The following is an 18,559-nucleotide window of genomic DNA, read 5'->3' on the forward strand; positions in this document are numbered from 1 at the left end:
ATGGGTGTACGGACTCATAGTCGAGTTCTCCTTGTAGTTGGTCTTGTGGTGATTCCATTTTACAAGGACTCAGGCTATGAGTCTTTTCTATTTGACTAATTTGTTGCACTTGAATTGTAAATCCGTCGTACTAATGATGCGCGGAAAATCCGCGAAAAATTCGCGATCTAGTGCTAGGCTTTAAGAGAAATGTGTGTTAGACTTCATCTCAAATCACAGCAGTTCACATTGTTTTATCATGAAAGGGCGTAGGAACATGCGTGTCGTTAAGTTTGGTGGCTCAAGTCTGGCCGATAGTAAGCAATTTGAAAAGGTCGTCGCAATCATGCAGGCGGATCCCAGCCGGCAGGTGGTGGTGACGAGTGCGCCAGGTAAACGTCATCACGACGACACCAAGGTGACCGACCTTTTAATCACCTATGCCACTCAGGTGCAAAATCGAATCGACCCGGCGGCGACGATCGCGGCGATCTGCGAACGTTATCGTGAGATCGCGACGGCCTATGAGCTGGACGCGACCGTGATGGCACACATCCAAGCCGAGATCGAGCAACTACAACATGAGACTTTCGCCAACGCTGATTATCAGATGGCGGCCTTCAAGGCTCACGGCGAAAAGCTCAACGGCTACTTGTTGACGGCGGTGCTCAACGCTAGCGGCACGCCGGCTTTTTACGGCGAACCAAAGACGATCGGGCTGGTCGTCACCGATCAGCCTAACGACGCTGAGGTGTTGGCAACAACGTATGCCAACCTGGAAGCCTATGCCCGGCCAGAAGGGGTCTTAGTGGTACCAGGGTTTTACGGGTACACGGAAGACGGCCAGATCGCGACGTTTTCTCGCGGCGGCAGTGATATCACCGGTGCGATCTTGGCGCGCGGCTTTGGTGCTGATCTGTATGAGAACTTCACCGACGTCGATGGCGTCTACGCCGCTGACCCACGGGTGGTCAACCATCCCGCGGCGATCCAGAAGATGACTTACCGGGAGATGCGGGAGCTGTCTTATGGCGGCTTTGGCGTTTTCCATGACGAAGCGATCTTGCCGGCGATCGAAGGGCAGATCCCAATCAACCTCAAAAACACCAACGAACCCGATCACGCCGGTACGATGATCGTGCCGGAAGCCGGCTTCACCCCGCAGCATGCCGTCACCGGCATCGTCTCGTCCGATCACTTCAGCGCGATCTACCTGCACCGCTACTTGCTGAACAAGGAAGTCGGTTTCACCTTGCGGCTGTTGCAGATTTTCTACGATCACGGCATCAACTACGAACATATGCCGAGTGGGATCGATGATCTGACGGTGATTATCGACAACCGGCAGCTGACGCCTGAGTTGCGGACGACGTTGTGCCAAGAAATCCAAGACAAAATGCATCCAGATGTCTTGCAGTGGATCGACGACTATGCAATCACGATGGTCGTCGGCGAAGGCATGGCCAAACGGATCGGCCTCATCCAACGCGTGTTGTCACCGCTCGTGACCGCTGGCGTACACGTCACGATGATCAACGAAGGCGCCAGCCAGATCAGTCTGATGCTCGGCACCAGTAAGACGCAGGCGAACACCGCCGTGCGGGCGATCTACAACGCATTTTTCATTCCGGTCAACCAACAGATGGAGGGATAACATGGCAGAATTGTTGAAGGTCCATGGCTCTGAGAACCACTTTTTCCTGCTGGATCAAACGACGCTGACGACGCCGCTACCAGACGCGACACTGATCGCGTTGGCCAAGCGGCTGTGTGATCGCCAAGAGGGCTTGACGGGCGGTGCTGACGGGCTTTTGGTGGTGTCTGCTGGCGCCCAAGCCGCCGGGCGGATGACAGTAATCAACGCCGACGGGACCTATGCCAAAATGTGTGGCAACGGCTTGCGTACCGTCAGTCGCTATCTGAGTGAAAAAACCGGCCAAGATGAATTTAGCGTCCAAACCGCAGAAGCCAGCCTGAAGGTCCACCGTGCAGCCCAGCTTGCTGAAGGCGTGCCGGCTTACGGTGTCGAGATCTCACCTGTCAGCTTCGCCGCTGACGCTTTGCCGTTTGCCCAGCTGGGACACGACGAGATCATCGATCAGGTGCTGCCGGAGATCCACCCGAGCTTGCGCTTCACCGCGATCGCGGTGCCGAATCCGCATCTGATCGCGTTTGTCGATGCCGCTGAGTTGAACGGCGACGCGATCGAAGCAATCGGGAAGCGACTAAACGCGCCTAACCCGTATTTCCCAGAAGGGGTGAACGTCACTTTCGCGACGATCATGCGGGAAAATACCATTTTTGCCCGGACATACGAACGTGGGGTCGGCTTCACCAACGCCTGCGGCACAGGGATGTCTGCGACCAGCCTCGCGCTGGTGCTGACCCATCCGGAAGTCGCCAGCCGCGACGTGCCGATTACGGTTTATAATCCAGGTGGCATGGTCCAGACGATCGTTCATCAGGAAGCCTCTGGGCGTTACTGGATCGAGCTGATCGGCAACGCGTCGGTCATCGCCAAGATCACCGTGCCAGAAAGCACGCTGGCAACAGGCGACTTCACCGGCGCGACCGTCACCGACACGGGTGAACAGGCCCAATACGCCAGTTTCGTCTCAGACCTGCCATACCGAGGACTGGTCGCCACGGTTTAACCAAGACCAGAGCGGAGCAAGCCGGTTTTAGGCATGTGCATAAGGCGAAGAAACCCCGAAATCGTAAGCAGCAACTTCAATCAATCAAAAATAGCAGCATTAGTTTCCGTAGGAGGAAGATCATTATGAGTGGATATCATGTAGCAGTCGTTGGCGCAACTGGCGCCGTTGGGACCCGGATGTTGAAGATGGTGGCGGAATCTCCGCTTCCGATCGCGAGCGTTAAGGCGCTGGCTTCGAAGCGCTCTGCTGGCAAAAAGGTGCCTTACGCGGACACAGAACTGACCGTTGAAGAAACGACTGACGACTCCTTCGAAGGAATCGACATCGCGCTGTTTTCTGCCGGCGGTTCAGTTTCCAAGCGGTTTGCCCCGAGTGCTGTTAAGGCCGGTGCGATCGTTGTCGATAACACCAGCGCGTTCCGGATGGATCCAGAGATCCCGCTGGTCGTACCAGAAGTCAACCCAGAAGCGCTGCGCACACACCATGGTATCATCGCCAACCCGAACTGCTCGACGATTCAGATGGTGGTGGCACTGGAGCCGATCCGCAAGGCGTTTGGCCTGCGTCGCGTGATGGTCTCGACTTATCAAGCTGTCGGTGGTGCCGGCCAGCGCGCGCTTAACGAGCTTGCTGCAGAATCGCAAGCATATTTAGACGGCGACGTGTCCAAGGTAACGCCGCAGATCTTGCCAACTGCTGGCGACAAGAAGCATTACCAGATGGCGTTCAACGTGTTGCCGCAAATTGACGTCTTCGAAGACGATGGTTACTCCCACGAAGAATGGAAGATGATCCATGAAACCAAGAAGATCATGAAGGGCGACATGGACGACCCTGAGCTCAAGGTCACCGCGACCTGCGCGCGGGTCCCAGTACCGGTTTCTCATTCTGAAGAAGTTTACTTCGAAGTTGAAGACAAGAGTGCAACGGCCGATCAGATCCGTGCGGCTTTGACTGGCGCCCCTGGTGTCGTCGTGCAAGACGACCCGGATCATCAAATCTATCCTCAACCAGCCAACGCTGAAGGCACGCGTGAAGTTTATGTCGGCCGGATCCGTCCTGACGAAGAAAACGAAGGCTTCTTCCACATGTGGAACGTTTCCGACAACCTGCTGAAGGGCGCGGCATGGAACTCGATGCAGATCGCTGAGACCATGGATGCCATGGGCTTGATTCAGCCAAAGTAAGCTAATTAAAGGCACCTTGCGAGCGGCTCTGGCACGTAACTCGGATTCGAGTTGCGTGCCAGAGCCGTTTGCGTCTTGACTTAGTGGTTGGTGGCGTTATCAGCGGTAAAGGTGACGGTGTGGTAAAATAGCTTAAGAAATAGTTAACCAGAATCCGGTTTTGTGAAAGCGAGTAAACGTGTGATGAAGGATCTACTAGCCAAAATCAAACTTCCAGCGTTCCTCGAAGATGTCCGCTTGCGGTACACCGTTTTTGGGATGGTCATCTTGGCAGTGTTGGATGTCGTTGTCGCGGGATTCATCCGGCCGTGGGTCGCCGTCTTGATGTTCTTGTTCTTGATCGGGTTGGTCGTTGCGATCATCTATGCCTTGGCGACGATCAGCGAGAATACGAATCGGTACATCTCCAACCTCGCTTACCGCATCAAACGCGGTGAGCAAGAGGCGTTGATCAAGATGCCTGTCGGGATCTTGTTGTACGACAAGAAGTTGGTGGTGGAATGGGCGAATCCCTATCTGCAGCAGTATTTCGGCGATGCCGACTTGTTGGGCAGAACGCTGAATGATATCGATGGCGAGCTGGGCAAGTTGGTCGAACAGAACCAAGACGTCAATGAACTGAAGACAGTGCACTGGGGTGAGCATGTTTTTGAGATGATCATCCAAAAAAGTATCGGTGTCGTCTACTTGATGGATATCACCCGGTACGCGAAGATCGAAGCCCAGGCGGAAAACGAGCGGGTCGTTATTGGCCAACTGTTCTTGGACAACTACGATGAGATCACGCAGACGCTTGACGATCAAACGGTTACCAACCTGAATTCATATGTTACCAACCACCTGACCGACTGGGCCAACCACTACGGTATGTACGTGCGGCGGATCTCTAACGACCGCTTCTTGTTGGTGGCTTACATGCAGGCTTTGCAGGCCGCCGAAGACGACAAGTTCAGGATCCTCGACACGATCCGTGAAGAGACGTCGAAGCAGAACTATCCGCTGACGCTGTCGATCGGGATCGCGTATGGTGATTCGGACCTCTCTCGGCTGGCTGTCACGTCGCAGTCGAACCTCGACTTAGCCTTAGGACGTGGCGGCGACCAGGTCGTCGTGCGGGCAAAAGGTGAACAGGCTCGCTTTTACGGGGGCAAGACCAACCCGATGGCCAAGCGTACGCGGGTCCGGGCGCGCATGATCGCGCAGGCCTTGCAAGAACTGTTCAAGCAAACTGATAAGCTGTTTGTGGTCGGGCACGAGCGACCGGACATGGATGCCGTCGGGGCGGCGTTAGGGATCCGGCGCATTGCGCAGATGAACGGCAAGGAGTGTTATGTCGTCATCGATCCCGAGCACCTGCATTCTGACGTTGAGCGTTTGATGGGACGAGTCGGCAAGGATCCAGAAATCGCTAATGCCATCGTCACACCGGAAGCCGCTTTGACGATGGCGACCAGCCAGAGTTTGCTGGTGATGGTCGATCATTCCAAACCGTCGATCACGACCGCGCCGCAACTGTACGATCGCTTAGCGGCCCGCACGGTGATTATCGATCATCACCGGCGTGGCGAAGAATTTCCGGAAAATCCGATGCTGGTCTATATCGAACCTTATGCCAGCTCGACGTGTGAGCTGATCACGGAGATGTTTGAATACCAGCCGACAACTGCCGGTGGGGTGTCTAAGCTTGAAGCGACCGCGATGCTTGCCGGCATCACCGTGGACACCAAGTCGTTTTCCCTGCGTACCGGGACACGGACGTTCGACGCGGCCAGCTATCTGCGGTCAGTGGGGGCTGATGGCTTGTTGGCGCAGAATCTGTTGAAAGAAAGCGTCGATAGCTACATTCAGAAGAATCATCTCATCGATAGCGTTGAAATGATCAACGACAATATGGCATTATGTACAGGTGAAGAGAACACCCCCTATGATCCTGTGATTGCTGCGCAGGCCGCAGACACCCTGCTGTCGCTTAGCGGGATCGATGCCAGTTTCGTGGTGACTCGGCGGCCAGACGGGCGTGTCGGCATCTCGGCGCGCAGCCTCGGAGACATCAATGTCCAGGTAATCATGGAAGCGCTCGGTGGCGGCGGGCATCTCAGCAATGCCGCCACGCAAATCGACGACAAGAATGTCGCAGAGGTGCGTGCGCTACTGCAAGAGACGATCACCAAGGTGCAAGCCAACGAGTAGTGGTGGATAGACAAGAAAGAAGGGCTCAGTTATGAAGGTAATTTTTACACAAGATGTGCGTGGCAAAGGTAATCGCGGTGAGGTCAAGGAAGTTCCTGACGGATACGCACAGAACTACTTGATCAAAAACGGTAAGGCCAAAGCGGCAACCCCTCAGGCGATGAGCGCTTTGCGCGGCCAACAACGGCTTGAAGAGAAGAAAGAGGCCGAACATAAGGCCGAAGCCGAAGCCGTCAAGGCCTTGCTGGAAGACGACAAGCACGTCGTTGAGATCCAATCCAAAGCCGGCGATGATTCCCGCTTGTTTGGGTCGATCCCTTCCAAGCAGATCGCCCAAGCACTCGATCGGCAATATCAGATCAAGGTCGACAAGCGGAAGATGGATCTGCCAGAGCCGATCAAGTCGCTTGGCTATCGCAATGTGAAGATCAATCTGTACCCAGGCGTCGAAGCGACGATTCGCGTCCACGTCACCGCGCAAAAATAATCACGCGTCCGCAAACGGCTATCTGCCAGGCATATCCTGGTGGATAGCCGTTTGTCGCGCTTTGAAAAAAGGATGCGTATCAAGTAAACTGAGTAGGAGATTCTTACCCAAAGGAGCGTAGCATGGATAACCAGCAGATTCGGCGCAACCCGCCATTCAGCAAAGAAGCTGAACAAGCCGTTATTGGCGGGATTTTTTTGAATCCAAAAAAGTATATCGACGCGGCTGAATACGTGACTGCAGATGACTTTTATATGCGCGCTCACCGGCTGGTGTACGCGGCGATGGCGGAGCTTTCAGATCACGAAGAAGTCATCGATCTGGTGACGGTGCAAGACTATCTGCAAAGCCACAACCAGCTGGAAGACGTCGGTGGGATCGGCTATCTGGTCGAGCTCGCTGATATGGTGCCATCAGCTGCGAACATGGTGTATTATGCCAAAATCGTCGCTGAAAAGGCTCAGTTACGCAACCTGATCGACACGGCTGAAAGCATCGCTGCACGCGGCTACGACGACCAGTCGGATGTCCAAGGGTTGTTGGAAACCGCGTCAGACGAGATCTTGCAGGTGGCCGACACCACCAAGCGGACGGGCTTCCGGCCGATCCAAGACGTGTTGACGCAGGCGATGGAAGAAATCGATCAGCTGTATCAAAACGACCAAGAGATCACGGGTCTGCCGACTGGTTTCAAAGACCTCGACAAAATCACCACTGGCCTGCACGATGGGGAACTGGTGATCTTGGCGGCGCGGCCTGCCGTCGGGAAAACGGCGTTCGTGTTGAACATCGCCCAAAACGTGGGGACCAAAACCAAGAAAACCGTCGCGATCTTCAGCCTCGAAATGGGCGCCGAACAGCTGGTCAACCGGATGCTGTGCTCAGAAGGCAGCATCGATGCCAACCATCTCAGAACCGGCCAGCTCAACGAAGAAGAATGGCAAAACCTGGTGGTGGCGATGGGTAGCCTGAGCGAAGCCAGCATTTTTATTGACGACACGCCGGGGATCCGGTTGGCGCAGATCCGCTCGCAGTGCATGAAGCTCGCTCAGGAACAAGACCTTGGGCTGGTCATCATCGATTACCTGCAGCTGATTGAAGGTTCCGGCCAAGAAAACCGTCAGCAGGAAGTTTCAGCGGTATCGCGTGGCTTGAAGAAGCTTGCCAAAGAACTGGGTTGCCCGGTCATCGCGCTGTCACAGCTGTCGCGTGGCGTCGAGCAGCGCCAAGACAAGCGGCCGGTGCTGTCAGACATCCGTGAATCCGGATCGATCGAACAAGATGCGGATATCGTGGCGTTCTTATACCGGGAAGATTATTATCGTGACGGTGAAGACGGCGACGATGACGATGACGGCCAAGAAGATCAAGACAATGACGTCGGTGAAGTTGAAGTCATCATCGAAAAAAACCGTTCCGGTGCGCGTGGAACGGTGAAGTTGTTGTTTGTGAAGTCATATAATAAATTTAGCTCGATCGCTTACACGCCAGGGCAGTGAGCGCGATCAGAGCAGCAAAGAAGGGTGGCAAGTCTATTTGGATGCGATTTTAATGAGTCTCATGACGGCGTTGAACGAACAGCTGATGATCAATGTCTATCAGCGTGACACCGACGATTTTTACACTGGTTATGTCCAGGCGTTAGGTAATAATGCCGTGATCATTGCGACTTATAACGACGCCGGTATCGCGGATGGGTCCGTGTGGATCAACTTCGCGGCGATTGCGCAGGTCGAATTCGCAGGCGCAGATCTCGACGACATGCAACAGCGCATCGCGATCGCCAAGGCGGAACACTTCCTGTCGGTGGCAGGCAAAGAAGACAAGCTAAGCTTCGATGCGACCCAAGACCTGTTGACCCAACTCGTCACCCAGGTGAACAAGACGCAACAAGTCGTGATGGTGATCTTGGCCGATGATGAAGCCTATCTCGAAGGCCAAGTCACCGCAGTGGCCGATGACCGCTTCACATTGAACGTCTTCAACAAGTTCAACTACACCGACGTCCGGTCGCTACAAGTCGACTATTCGGATGTCTTGGTGGTCGAGTTCCAAGGGCTCGACTTGAGCCAAGAAACCGATCTCGTCGCACATCGCGACGCTTTGCAACACGTCAAATCAGCGCTGGTTCCCAACGACGGACAGCTCGCTGCGATTTTTCAAGACGCGATGACCAGCGGCGACTTGCTGGCGGTGATGCCCAAAGGCAATGAAGACCAGTTCTTCGTCGGGAGCGTCAAGGCCGTCAACGAAGAGGCGGTGGTGTTGAGTCTCAAAGACATGGCGGCCCAGTTTGGCGGCTATGTGGCGATGCGGTTGCCGGCGATCCAAAGTGTCACCACCGCCAGCGACTACCTGCAGACGGTGGCGTATTACGACCAGTGGGACCGCGAGCACGACTTCACCCAGCAGCCGGTGTTGAACGCCGATCGCGAATTCGACGCTTCCGACGATCTCATCCAGAATCTGGTCGAGTCGGCCGCAGCCTTTTCGCGGGTGATCCGCATCCGGGTGGCGGATAGTGACGAGCACCTACTGGGGTACCCGACACAGCTGACGGCTACCGGTTTCATGATGAATCTGGTCAATGAAGACGCCGGGGTACAGGTGCCGGTGCGCTTTGCGCAGGTGCTGGAGATGGCGTTTGGACACATCTATGCTTACCTTCAAGAAACCTTGGATCACGGCCACGAGTGATTCGGTAATATAAGTTAAAAATGAGACTCGGACGATTTTTGTTCGGGTTTTTATTTATCTTTTTTCAATTATAGAAATATTATTCGGGTTTAACCTTGTGCCTTGTCACCCAACTTGGTAGAATAGCCAGTGGCGGCAGATGCCGTACAAAGATGCAGGGAGCGATATCATGGGAACAGTCGTAGTTGTTGGGACACAATGGGGTGATGAAGGTAAGGGGAAGATCACAGATTTCCTGAGCCAAGGCGCCAAGGTCATTAGCCGTTATCAAGGCGGCGACAACGCCGGCCACACCATTCACAGTGAAGGTCAAGTCTACAAGTTGCGTCTGATTCCGAGTGGTATCCTCTACCCTCATCAGCTGTCGGTAATCGGCAACGGCGTGGTCGTCAACCCGAAGAGTCTGGTTGAAGAACTCGCTTATCTCAAAAATCTTGGCGTCGCCGGTGACAACCTGCGCGTCTCTGATCGCGCACATGTGATCTTGCCTTACCATATCGCGTTAGACAAGTTACAAGAAGAAGCTAAAGGCGACAACAAGATCGGAACCACCAACCGCGGCATCGGGCCTGCCTATATGGACAAGGCCAGCCGGGTCGGGATCCGGATCGCAGACCTGTTAGACAAAGAGATCTTTGCTGAGCGGCTGCAGGCCAACCTTGAAGAGAAAAACCGCGAATTCACCAAGCTGTACGGTGCAGAACCGATGCAGTTCGATGACATTTTTGAAGAATATTACGGCTATGGCCAACAGATCAAACAATATGTCTGTGACACCTCAGTGGTCTTGAATGATGCGATCGATAAAGGCGACAACGTGCTGTTTGAAGGCGCGCAAGGCGTGATGCTCGACATCGACCAAGGCACGTATCCATTCGTGACCTCGTCTAATCCCGCCGGTGGGGTCACCATCGGCGCCGGTGTCGGGGCCAGCAAGATCGACCGGGTCGTCGGCGTTGCCAAAGCCTACACCTCGCGTGTTGGTGACGGCCCGTTCCCGACCGAACTTCACGATGCTGACGGCGACTTCATTCGCGAAGCCGGGCATGAATATGGAACCGTCACCGGCCGTCCGCGCCGGATTGGCTGGTTCGATGCCGTCGTCGTGCGTCACGCACGCCGGGTCGCCGGGATCACTGACTTGTGCCTGAACTCCGTCGATGTACTGACAGGCCTGAAGACGGTCAAGATCTGCACGGCCTACGAACGCAATGGGGAAACCATCTATCACTACCCAGCAAGCCTCAAGCAACTCGCTGAGTGCAAGCCGGTGTACGAAGAGATGCCAGGCTGGGATGAAGACATCACCGGTGCCAAGACGCTGTCAGATCTACCAGAAGCGGCCCGCAACTATATCCGCCGGGTTGCTGAGCTGATCGGTGTGGACCTGTTGACGTTCTCCGTCGGTCCCGATCGCGATCAGACTAACATCCTCGAAAACATCTGGGATAAATTCTAAGCATAGCGTATTGACCCGTGGGCAAGCCCCCGCGGGTTTTTTGTTCGCGAAAATTGTGGCTAGTGTACCGAATAATTGTGTGTGGTACACTATAAGCAGCAAAAAAGGAGTGAGTGTTGTGCTAGAGTATGATGACATCAAAGCCCAATTCGAGGTCGGCCAGAAGATCAACTTCGACAAGATCCTCCAACAGGTGATCGGCGGTTGGGACAAGCGGCCAAAGATTTTGTTGCATTCGTGTTGTGCGCCGTGCAGCACCTACACGTTGGAATATCTCACGCAACATGCCGACGTAACCGTCTATTACGACAACCCCAACATTCACCCGCGGATGGAATACGAGCGGCGCAAGCTGGTGCAACAGCGTTTTGTCAGTGATTTCAACGCGCGCACCGGCAACCACGTTTCTTTCATGGCGTCTGATTACAAGCCCAGCGAGTGGCTGGCGGTCACCAAGTCGCTTAAAGACGAGCCTGAAGGTGGCGCGCGGTGCCATGTTTGTTATCAATTCCGGCTCGATCGCGTCGCTAAAAAGGCGCAGGAGCTCGGGTTCGATTATTTTGGCAGTGCGCTGACGATCAGCCCGCAAAAAGATTCTCAGGTAATCAACGAGGAAGGCCTGGAGATCCAGCATTTTTATAATGTGGCGTATCTGCCCAGCGACTTCAAGAAGCGCGGCGGCTACCAACGCAGCGTTGCCATGTGTAAGGAGTATGATGTTTACCGCCAGTGTTACTGCGGGTGTCTCTTTGCCGCCAAGCAACAAGGCATCGATCTCGCACAAGTCAACCGCGAAGCGACCGCGTTCGTCAAGGCCCATCAACACGAAAACTTCGACCAGATCCAATTCCACATTGCCCAGCCGCAAGCCTAACGTTGTCCGGCAGCGTAAGCATTTAGCGTTGGGTAGACCAGTAAACTGTCGGGCGCGGGTAAAAGTGACTCCAGCAGGCTTCAATCTGTCGTGGAGAGGGTGCTCGGCGGAGCTAACTTCGTCTGCGACGAAGTGGATCTCCACCTGCGCCTTGCTGTAAGCGACAAGTCGCTAACAGCAATCTCACCACGTCAGATTGACCGGCTTCCGTCACTTTCGCCCACACCCTAGATTCTGCGTATCAGGATAGTTTGATGTCATGGACAAACGAGTTAACTCGTTGATTGTGACTAATCAGTTCTCAGTTAGATGGACTGTCAGCCGCTAGTCCATCTCTAGGGCCGGAACACACCAAACCCGACCTATACCGCTTTCCAAAACACATCTCAAAGAGGACTTACGTTGCCGGACGACGAAAGCGTTAGGACAACGAAAACCGCCAATCACTTGATTCGAAAGTGGTTGGCGGTTTTCGTTATGGCTTAAGCAGCGAATTGGTTTTCGACGTATTCGCGGTAGAGTGCGTGGTTGGCGACGAGTTGGTCGTGTGGCCCGTGGCCGGACACGTGGCCGTTTTCGATAAAGTAGATGTCATCGGCGCCCACGATAGTAGAAAGCCGGTGGGCGATGACAAGGGTCGTGCGGCCTTTCATCAGCTGAGTGAGGGCTTTTTGCACCATCATCTCGGACTCTGAATCCAGGCTGGCGGTCGCTTCATCGAGCATCAGGATCTTCGGATCGCGCAGGAAAGCGCGGGCAATCGCGATCCGTTGACGCTGGCCGCCGGAGACTTTGACGCCGCGTTCTCCGACTTGGGTGTCGAGGCCTTGGGGCATCTTGCGCACGAAGTCTTCAGCATAGGCCAATTGAAGGACGTGCCAGAGCTGGTCGTCGGTGTAGTTGCCGTCCAGGCCATACGTCAGGTTATAACGAATGGTACCGGCCATGATCGCGGAGTCTTGCGAAACAAGACCGATCTGTCGACGCCAGTCTCGCAAGGTAATCTCGCCGGCGTTGTGGTGGCCGATCAAGATCTGGCCACTCTTGGGTTGATAGTAGCGTTCCAGCATGCTGAAAATCGTTGACTTACCACCACCGGAAGGGCCGACGAAGGCGACGACCGAGTTAGGCTTGGCTTCAAAATTCATGTCGTGCAACACGGGTTCATCTTCATAAGCAAAGTCAACGTGTTGCATGGTCAATGTTTGGCCGTCAAGCGGCTGTTCGACGCCGGCGTCGAGGGCTTCGGTCGGTTCCGCCAGCAATTCTTGAATGCGTTCTGTGGAGCCGGACGTTTTGGCGAGCGTCGTGAAGAAGCGCCCGAGGGTCATCGTGGGCCCGAATAGCTGGAAAAGGTACATCAAGAAGCTGACCATGACGCCCATTGTCATCGTGCCGTTCAAGACGCGGTGTGCGCCGTAAGCCAATATCCCGATGACGACTGCCATCATGGCGCCTTGCATCAAGGGCCCGGCAATCGAGTCGTAGATTGCTTCTTTCAGACCGATATGATAAAGCTTGTCGATCTGGGCGTGGCCGGCGTTTTCTTCTTGGTTTTCAGCGTTGGAGGCTTTCATCAGCCGGACTTCGCCGAGGATCTCGCCTGCTTCGCCGTTAAAAGCCGCCAAGGCGTCTTCGCGATTCCGACCGATGCGCCGAGACCGTCGGGAAAGGGGCATCATGACTGCCGTGAACAGCGGCACGACGAGCACCATGATCGCTGTCATCCGCCAGTCCATGATGACCATCAGCGCCAATGCCCCGACAAGTTGCAAAATGGCGGTGACGAGATCGGGAAACGAGGAGGCCAAGAGATTTTTGACCTGCGTGGAATCATTCACCAGCCGCGAAGCAACCTCACCAGATTTGCGCTCATCGAAGTATTTGACGGGCAGGCGCAAGAGTTTGTTCCACAAGACGCCGCGCAGACTGGCGACGACGTTTTCCCCGAAGAAGCCCAAGATCGTGCCAGACGCGGCTGAGATCAGCGCGCTGATGAAAAATACGCCGATCACAGCGGCTAACAGGCCGACGTTGAGTGATTTACCCAGTTGATTGATCAACCCTTGGGCGAATTGCGGCACGATCAGGTTACCGACTGTTGCCAAGGCGCCAAGCGCGACTCCGACGACAAGCTGCCAGTATTTTGGTTTAATACTGGCGATCAGTTTCATGAACGAATGCCGATCGAAAGGTTGTGGTTGTTGCATGCGTTCACCTGCTTTCAATTAGCGGTACTGCCGAAAAGGGTCGCCGCCGTAGGGATGCCCATGAAAATGATCGAAGTTCCGGTGGAGATTCTGGGCCCGCCGGGAAAGGTCTTGCCATTGGGGGTCATCGGTGTCGTTCAGACCGTCGAGTAACTTGCGTAAGAGGTCGCGAAGTTGATTTTGTTCGTCTGCGGAAAGTGTCGTGAAGCAAGCTTCTGAAAAGTCGTCTTTGAACTGGCGCGAACCCTTGAGAAAATTGCGGCCGGCTTCGGTGACGAAGATGCGGCTGACACGTTTGTCTTGCGGGTCATCGTGGCGTTCAATGAAGCTGGCTTCTTCAAGTTTTTTGACCAGCGCGGAAACCGAGCTCGGGCGAATGTCGAGGGCTTCTGCAATTTCTGCGTTGGTGAGACCGTCTTGATCACCAAGCAGGTGCAGTAAACGCAACTGGCCACGTTGGCCACGCGGATTGTCGTCAGGCAGGTTGGCGCGCATGGCGGCCGCGGTGAAAGTGCGGTGCTGGAATAGGCGGCCAAATAAGGCGAGTAGTTCTTGAGAATCATAGGTCATGGTAATCCCTCCGTAATTGTTAGGATGGTTTTGATGAAGCTAACGTTTAGCATGGATCAGTATAGTTAGTTAGGATCGCTAAGTAAACACTAACTTAATTATTTTTTGAAGGAAGTTCACTTTTATGAATTCCTGCGAATTTATAGGCCGTAAGCAGTGAAGGGGATGAAGGCATGAAGCATCTGTGGTGGCTGATGGTCGGGTTGGTGTGGGTGCTTGTGACGTTGCCAACCAAAACGGTTCAGGCCGCTGACGTGACGGTGCCGACCAACGTTCCTGTTGGTTTTGATACACCGTCAGACACGAGTAGTTCTGCACCGTCGCACTTCCGGACGCAACCGAACTGGTATGCACACGGCTATATCGTTTCCTATGAGGCTGCGGTGGACGGCGCTGAAGATGGCGGTAGTGAGAGCTACGGTTCACCAGTTGGCGCGTTCTACTACTATGCGATTGCGACTAATAATGAGACGGTGCCAATGCGAGCTTCGTTTGATAAATATGGCGATTACTATAATTCTGACGTTCAGATCCACACCAAGATGGAAGAAGGCACAGGACCGGTCATCAAAACCGGAGGCGATTTTGGTGCCGATCCTAGTATTGGGATTCATAACAACTTTGATGCGGTTTGGATCGGTGAAGAATATGACTATATCGATTACGAGCTGACGTTTCCCAAGGTCTCAGTACCGACCTGGTTTCGCTATCAGATCGATGTTGTGATGAAGAGCGACAACCGAGAGTTCCACTCTGATATCTTTCCAGTATTGGTCGTGCCAGACAACTGGCAGGCACAACTCACGGCGACATCACAGGTGTTGTTCGCAGGGCAGTCGACAACTGTCGGTATCGCCGGTATGGAAAATACGATTCAGCCCCAATACACGTGGGAGCAAGCACATGCAATTTGGCAGCCAAGCGGCAATCAACTGCAAGTGACGAACACTGACGGGCAGATCGCGGATTCCACCTTGCAAGCGAGTCTGACGATTCCTCAGCGCCCGGACTATACGCAGTTGCCGACAATCAGCTGGCAACCGGTGATGACTTTTCAAACGGCGCCATTGCACATTTATCAGGCGCGGTTAGCTGACCAAAGCGTGGCCTTTGGGGATGATGCGACGTTTGATGTCGTTTTACCGCCGGGTTTAACGATCACGTCGGCGCAGTGGCTGGTCGACGGGGAGGCACGCGCGAGTCCGCAGTCGCAACTGGTGGTGCCGGACGTCATGGATTCGGCGGCAGTACAGTGGCAGGCGACCTTGACGGAGACCGGCGGCCAGCGCGTGCCAGCAACCGCCACCGCCCAATTAACTGTGCAGTATCCAGACGCGCTGATCTTGCAAGCTGTGCCCCAGTTGCAATTCATGGCACAAAGCACCACCGGCGCCCGAGATCCGACGGTGGCGGAGCTGATCGCAGGGACTTTTAGCGGCAACTCGCCGCCGGTTCTGCCAGCACCCAACACGGGCAGTTCGTGGTTGGTGACGCCAACGACTGGTGAGTTACGGCTGGTCGATGGGCGGGTGGATGCGAACACGCCTTGGCAACTAAGCGTTAAACTAGGCGCGTTTTCCGGTGCCAGCAAAACGATCACTGACGCTGGGATGTTTCTGATAACAACCGTTAAGGGGGTGGTGCAGACGTCGCCGCAGATCACACCGACTGGCTCGGCGGAAATCGTGGCGACAGACGCGACGAGAGAATGGCAAGCAGATGTACAAGGATTGTTGAAAATAAACGCGATCAAGGATGTGCAAGCGGGGACTTACCGCGCGACTGTCACTTGGGAGGTTGCGGCGGTACCCACGCCATAGGAGGAAACAATGCGCAAACGTTATTTGGGAGCATTAGTTGGCTTGATCGGGCTAGGCATCGCTGGTGCTGGCGGAACGACCGTTTTTGCCGCTGGACCAGGTGAAAGTGCTAGTGATAACTTGACGACTACTACTGGCGGTTTTGCAGTTGGTGATGATGGAACGCCCGCACTTGGGAGTACGATTGCCCAGTTTCAGATCGATTCAGGTACTCTTTCGCTGGTTGCCGTACCAAATCTGCATTTTGCAAATCAAAACGTGACCGCTCTGATTACAGGTAATCTGACGCTGACGGCAGATGGTGTCGCAATCAGCAATGATGATCCTTATGATGGGAACAATACTAAAACCATCACGGTGGCAGATTACCGTGGCAATAATGCTGGTTGGACGTTGACGGCACAGTTGGGTGAATTTACGAACACGAAAGCTACTGATGAGAAGTTAACCGCAGATACGGCGGCGTTGTCCGGTGGTGACGTAACTGGTGATAACGTGACCGGTGTGACATTAAGTACGGATAATTTTGCTGCTGAGTCACCGACGACAATGCTTGATGCGACAACGGGCAAGGGTGCCGGGAGCACGAATGCGAAATTTACTGGCGCCACAGTGACTATCCCGCAGAAAACAGCTGCAGTAGCTGGCACGTATAAGGCGGCGATTGACTGGACGCTGGCGGCAACGCCTGATCCGGATTCGTCTACTAACGCTGGGGACACTGGCGCCTAATTCAACTAAACGCTAAGGGAGACTGCTGATGAATAAAGCGAGGAGCTTGTTGCTTGCGGGAATTGCTGGGCTGCTCGCGGGGTTAACGCCAGTGACGGTCCATGCGGCAGATGGTGCTGAACTGACCGCCGGTGAGACTGCCGTCACCACTACCAGCAATGCGCAGTTCAACATCGAAGCAGGCACGTTGGCGCTGCTGGAAATGCCTAATCTGGTCTTTAGTAAAGCGAGCGTGAGCGCGTTGGTCAAGGGTCCGGAGACGCTGACGCTGGCAGATTCTGAACAAGATAGAACGATTGTTGTACAAGACTTCCGTGGGACCAACACCGGCTGGTCGTTGAGTGGTGAACTGGCCGCGTTTGACTATGCTGGTGACACTACGAAAACACTGACGGCAACAGCGGCAACGTTTGATCCCGTCACAGCAACTGGCACGAACGTCGATGGGGTCGAACTGCGAGGTACCAACTTCAGTGGTAGTTCTGCGACGCTGGTGAATGCGTCAGCCGATCGTGGTAGTGGGACGACCACGATCGTGGTAACAGGGGCTGAGCTCTCGTTGCCAAAAACGATCAATGTGCAAGCAGGTGATTATCAGGCCAAGCTGACGTGGACTTTGTCCGCACAGCCAGAGCCAACGAGTTAGACCGAGATTGATTTTCGCTGGTACCTTGTGGGGAAGGTGCCGGCGTACATAAATGGAGGTGGTCTTCATGATCAGACGTTGGTGGTGGCTGTTGTTGGTGATCGGCATGTGGCTTGGCGGACCGATCCGGCCTGTACATGCAGAAGGCGCAGGTTTCACGGTGACGCCGGTGTTGCCTAAGAACCAAATAGGTGGCAACACCGGTTGGTTCAATCTGTTGGTCGTGCCCGGTCAACAACAGGCGTTGACGGTGACTGTGGCGAATCAATCAGCGTCTGCTAAGCAGTTACATCTCACGTTGACGAATGCCTATACGCAAGACAACGGGCAGGTTGGCTACGCGCCAAATTCACGGCACGATCCTTCCGCGGTGACGCAACTGACGGCGATTGGCTCTAAACCGGTCGATGTTGACTTAGCGGCGCACACTGGCAAGCAGGTAACGTTTCGGGTGACCCCGCCTGCCAGTGGTTTTCCCGGCCAGCTCCTCGGCGCTATCTATGTTCAAGACCGCACGCAAGACAAAACGTCATCCAGTGATGGGTTCGCCATCGCCAACGAGTTCGCGATGGTGGTCGCGGTCCAACTGCAAACAAGCAATAAAGTCGTCGCCCCAGTGTTGAAGTTAAATTCCGTCAAACCAGACGCAACCAGCGTGGTGGCACGGATCGAAAACACACAGGCGCGTTTGTTTGGCAAAATGACCTTAACGACCAAGGTGGTGAACAAGGCCACTAAACAAACTGTCCTGACGCAGAAGAACATGAACTACCAGATGGCGCCTAACTCCTATCTGAATTATCATATGCTTCCTAAGAAACCTTTGGCCGCGGGCAAATACACCGCGATAATCGTGGCGACGGCAGGCAAATATCGCTGGACGCTGACGCAAGACTTTCAGCTGACGGCACAAGCGGCGGCCAAAATCACCCCACCGGCAACGCAACAGCCACAACCATTCAACTGGTGGTTGCTCAGTCCACTAGTGCTACTAGGCGTTTTGTTGCTGGGGATCTGGTTGGGACGGCGACACAAGAAAGGGCGTGAGTGA

General features: G+C 54.6%; 15 protein-coding genes. 13 read left to right on the forward strand and 2 right to left on the reverse strand.

The features are described 5' to 3' along the window. Nucleotides 1-256: 256 nt before the first annotated feature. From ACYVRB_RS05020 to ACYVRB_RS05060, 9 genes are all read left to right on the forward strand, one after another. The gene (locus ACYVRB_RS05020) at nt 257-1,633 is read left to right on the forward strand and encodes an aspartate kinase (RefSeq protein ID WP_461213949.1); all 1,377 of its coding nucleotides are present in this window, start codon (nt 257-259) and stop codon (nt 1,631-1,633) included. Nucleotide 1,634: 1 nt separating this feature from the next. Continuing rightward, nucleotides 1,635-2,633 (forward strand): diaminopimelate epimerase, encoded by a 999-nt coding sequence (gene dapF, locus ACYVRB_RS05025; protein ID WP_461213950.1) that lies wholly within the window; start codon nt 1,635-1,637, stop codon nt 2,631-2,633. Nucleotides 2,634-2,758: 125 nt separating this feature from the next. Next, complete coding sequence (locus tag ACYVRB_RS05030; RefSeq protein ID WP_461213951.1) at nt 2,759-3,823, forward strand: aspartate-semialdehyde dehydrogenase; 1,065 nt, start codon at nt 2,759-2,761, stop codon at nt 3,821-3,823. A gap of 183 nt (nt 3,824-4,006) precedes the next feature. After that, nucleotides 4,007-6,013 carry a DHH family phosphoesterase gene (locus tag ACYVRB_RS05035; protein WP_461213952.1) on the forward strand — a complete coding sequence of 669 codons (2,007 nt, stop codon included), beginning with the start codon at nt 4,007-4,009 and terminating at the stop codon, nt 6,011-6,013. Nucleotides 6,014-6,044: 31 nt separating this feature from the next. Beyond that, nucleotides 6,045-6,500, forward strand: coding sequence for a 50S ribosomal protein L9 (rplI, locus tag ACYVRB_RS05040; RefSeq protein ID WP_461213953.1), 456 nt, complete (start codon nt 6,045-6,047; stop codon nt 6,498-6,500). A gap of 122 nt (nt 6,501-6,622) precedes the next feature. Beyond that, entirely contained in the window at nt 6,623-7,999 is a 1,377-nt protein-coding gene (gene dnaB, locus ACYVRB_RS05045; RefSeq protein WP_461213954.1) for a replicative DNA helicase, read from the forward strand. Between the two features lie 37 nt (nt 8,000-8,036). Then, nucleotides 8,037-9,197: a hypothetical protein gene (locus ACYVRB_RS05050; RefSeq protein ID WP_461213955.1), complete on the forward strand. Its 1,161-nt coding sequence runs from the start codon at nt 8,037-8,039 to the stop codon at nt 9,195-9,197. A 169-nt stretch (nt 9,198-9,366) separates the two neighbouring features. Further along, on the forward strand, nt 9,367-10,656 hold the full coding sequence (locus ACYVRB_RS05055) for an adenylosuccinate synthase (protein WP_461213956.1): 1,290 nt from the start codon (nt 9,367-9,369) through the stop codon (nt 10,654-10,656). Between the two features lie 118 nt (nt 10,657-10,774). Beyond that, nucleotides 10,775-11,530, forward strand: coding sequence for an epoxyqueuosine reductase QueH (locus tag ACYVRB_RS05060; RefSeq protein WP_461213957.1), 756 nt, complete (start codon nt 10,775-10,777; stop codon nt 11,528-11,530). A gap of 482 nt (nt 11,531-12,012) precedes the next feature. Here ACYVRB_RS05060 and ACYVRB_RS05065 read toward each other — a convergent pair whose 3' ends face one another. Further along, nucleotides 12,013-13,740 carry an ABC transporter ATP-binding protein gene (locus tag ACYVRB_RS05065; protein WP_461213958.1) on the reverse strand — a complete coding sequence of 576 codons (1,728 nt, stop codon included), beginning with the start codon at nt 13,738-13,740 and terminating at the stop codon, nt 12,013-12,015. Between the two features lie 18 nt (nt 13,741-13,758). After that, on the reverse strand, nt 13,759-14,310 hold the full coding sequence (locus ACYVRB_RS05070; protein WP_461213960.1) for a MarR family winged helix-turn-helix transcriptional regulator: 552 nt from the start codon (nt 14,308-14,310) through the stop codon (nt 13,759-13,761). A gap of 173 nt (nt 14,311-14,483) precedes the next feature. On the opposite strand from ACYVRB_RS05070, the gene ACYVRB_RS05075 reads away from it, so the two are divergent. The 4 genes from ACYVRB_RS05075 to ACYVRB_RS05090 all read left to right on the forward strand — a co-directional run bounded on the left by ACYVRB_RS05075 (nt 14,484) and on the right by ACYVRB_RS05090 (nt 18,559). Further along, the gene (locus tag ACYVRB_RS05075; protein ID WP_461213962.1) at nt 14,484-16,130 is read left to right on the forward strand and encodes a hypothetical protein; all 1,647 of its coding nucleotides are present in this window, start codon (nt 14,484-14,486) and stop codon (nt 16,128-16,130) included. Nucleotides 16,131-16,139: 9 nt separating this feature from the next. Beyond that, nucleotides 16,140-16,862, forward strand: a complete 723-nt coding sequence (locus tag ACYVRB_RS05080) for a WxL domain-containing protein (RefSeq protein WP_461213964.1) — start codon at nt 16,140-16,142, stop codon at nt 16,860-16,862. A gap of 28 nt (nt 16,863-16,890) precedes the next feature. Further along, nucleotides 16,891-17,508: a WxL domain-containing protein gene (locus ACYVRB_RS05085; RefSeq protein WP_461213965.1), complete on the forward strand. Its 618-nt coding sequence runs from the start codon at nt 16,891-16,893 to the stop codon at nt 17,506-17,508. Between the two features lie 67 nt (nt 17,509-17,575). Further along, entirely contained in the window at nt 17,576-18,559 is a 984-nt protein-coding gene (locus ACYVRB_RS05090) for a DUF916 and DUF3324 domain-containing protein (protein WP_461213967.1), read from the forward strand.

This window comes from Lacticaseibacillus boliensis (genome assembly GCF_054784775.1).

Bases quoted from the DNA above. Each gene is read 5' to 3' on its own strand.
- ACYVRB_RS05075 (WP_461213962.1), top strand. From the start codon at position 14,484: ATGAAGCATCTGTGGTGGCTGATGGTCGGGTTGGTGTGGGTGCTTGTG.
- ACYVRB_RS05030 (WP_461213951.1), top strand. From the start codon at position 2,759: ATGAGTGGATATCATGTAGCAGTCGTTGGCGCAACTGGCGCCGTTGGG.
- ACYVRB_RS05070 (WP_461213960.1), bottom strand. From the start codon at position 14,310: ATGACCTATGATTCTCAAGAACTACTCGCCTTATTTGGCCGCCTATTC.
- ACYVRB_RS05055 (WP_461213956.1), top strand. From the start codon at position 9,367: ATGGGAACAGTCGTAGTTGTTGGGACACAATGGGGTGATGAAGGTAAG.
- ACYVRB_RS05090 (WP_461213967.1), top strand. From the start codon at position 17,576: ATGATCAGACGTTGGTGGTGGCTGTTGTTGGTGATCGGCATGTGGCTT.
- ACYVRB_RS05065 (WP_461213958.1), bottom strand. From the start codon at position 13,740: ATGCAACAACCACAACCTTTCGATCGGCATTCGTTCATGAAACTGATC.
- ACYVRB_RS05085 (WP_461213965.1), top strand. From the start codon at position 16,891: ATGAATAAAGCGAGGAGCTTGTTGCTTGCGGGAATTGCTGGGCTGCTC.
- dnaB (WP_461213954.1), top strand. From the start codon at position 6,623: ATGGATAACCAGCAGATTCGGCGCAACCCGCCATTCAGCAAAGAAGCT.
- dapF (WP_461213950.1), top strand. From the start codon at position 1,635: ATGGCAGAATTGTTGAAGGTCCATGGCTCTGAGAACCACTTTTTCCTG.
- rplI (WP_461213953.1), top strand. From the start codon at position 6,045: ATGAAGGTAATTTTTACACAAGATGTGCGTGGCAAAGGTAATCGCGGT.
- ACYVRB_RS05035 (WP_461213952.1), top strand. From the start codon at position 4,007: ATGAAGGATCTACTAGCCAAAATCAAACTTCCAGCGTTCCTCGAAGAT.
- ACYVRB_RS05080 (WP_461213964.1), top strand. From the start codon at position 16,140: ATGCGCAAACGTTATTTGGGAGCATTAGTTGGCTTGATCGGGCTAGGC.
- ACYVRB_RS05020 (WP_461213949.1), top strand. From the start codon at position 257: ATGCGTGTCGTTAAGTTTGGTGGCTCAAGTCTGGCCGATAGTAAGCAA.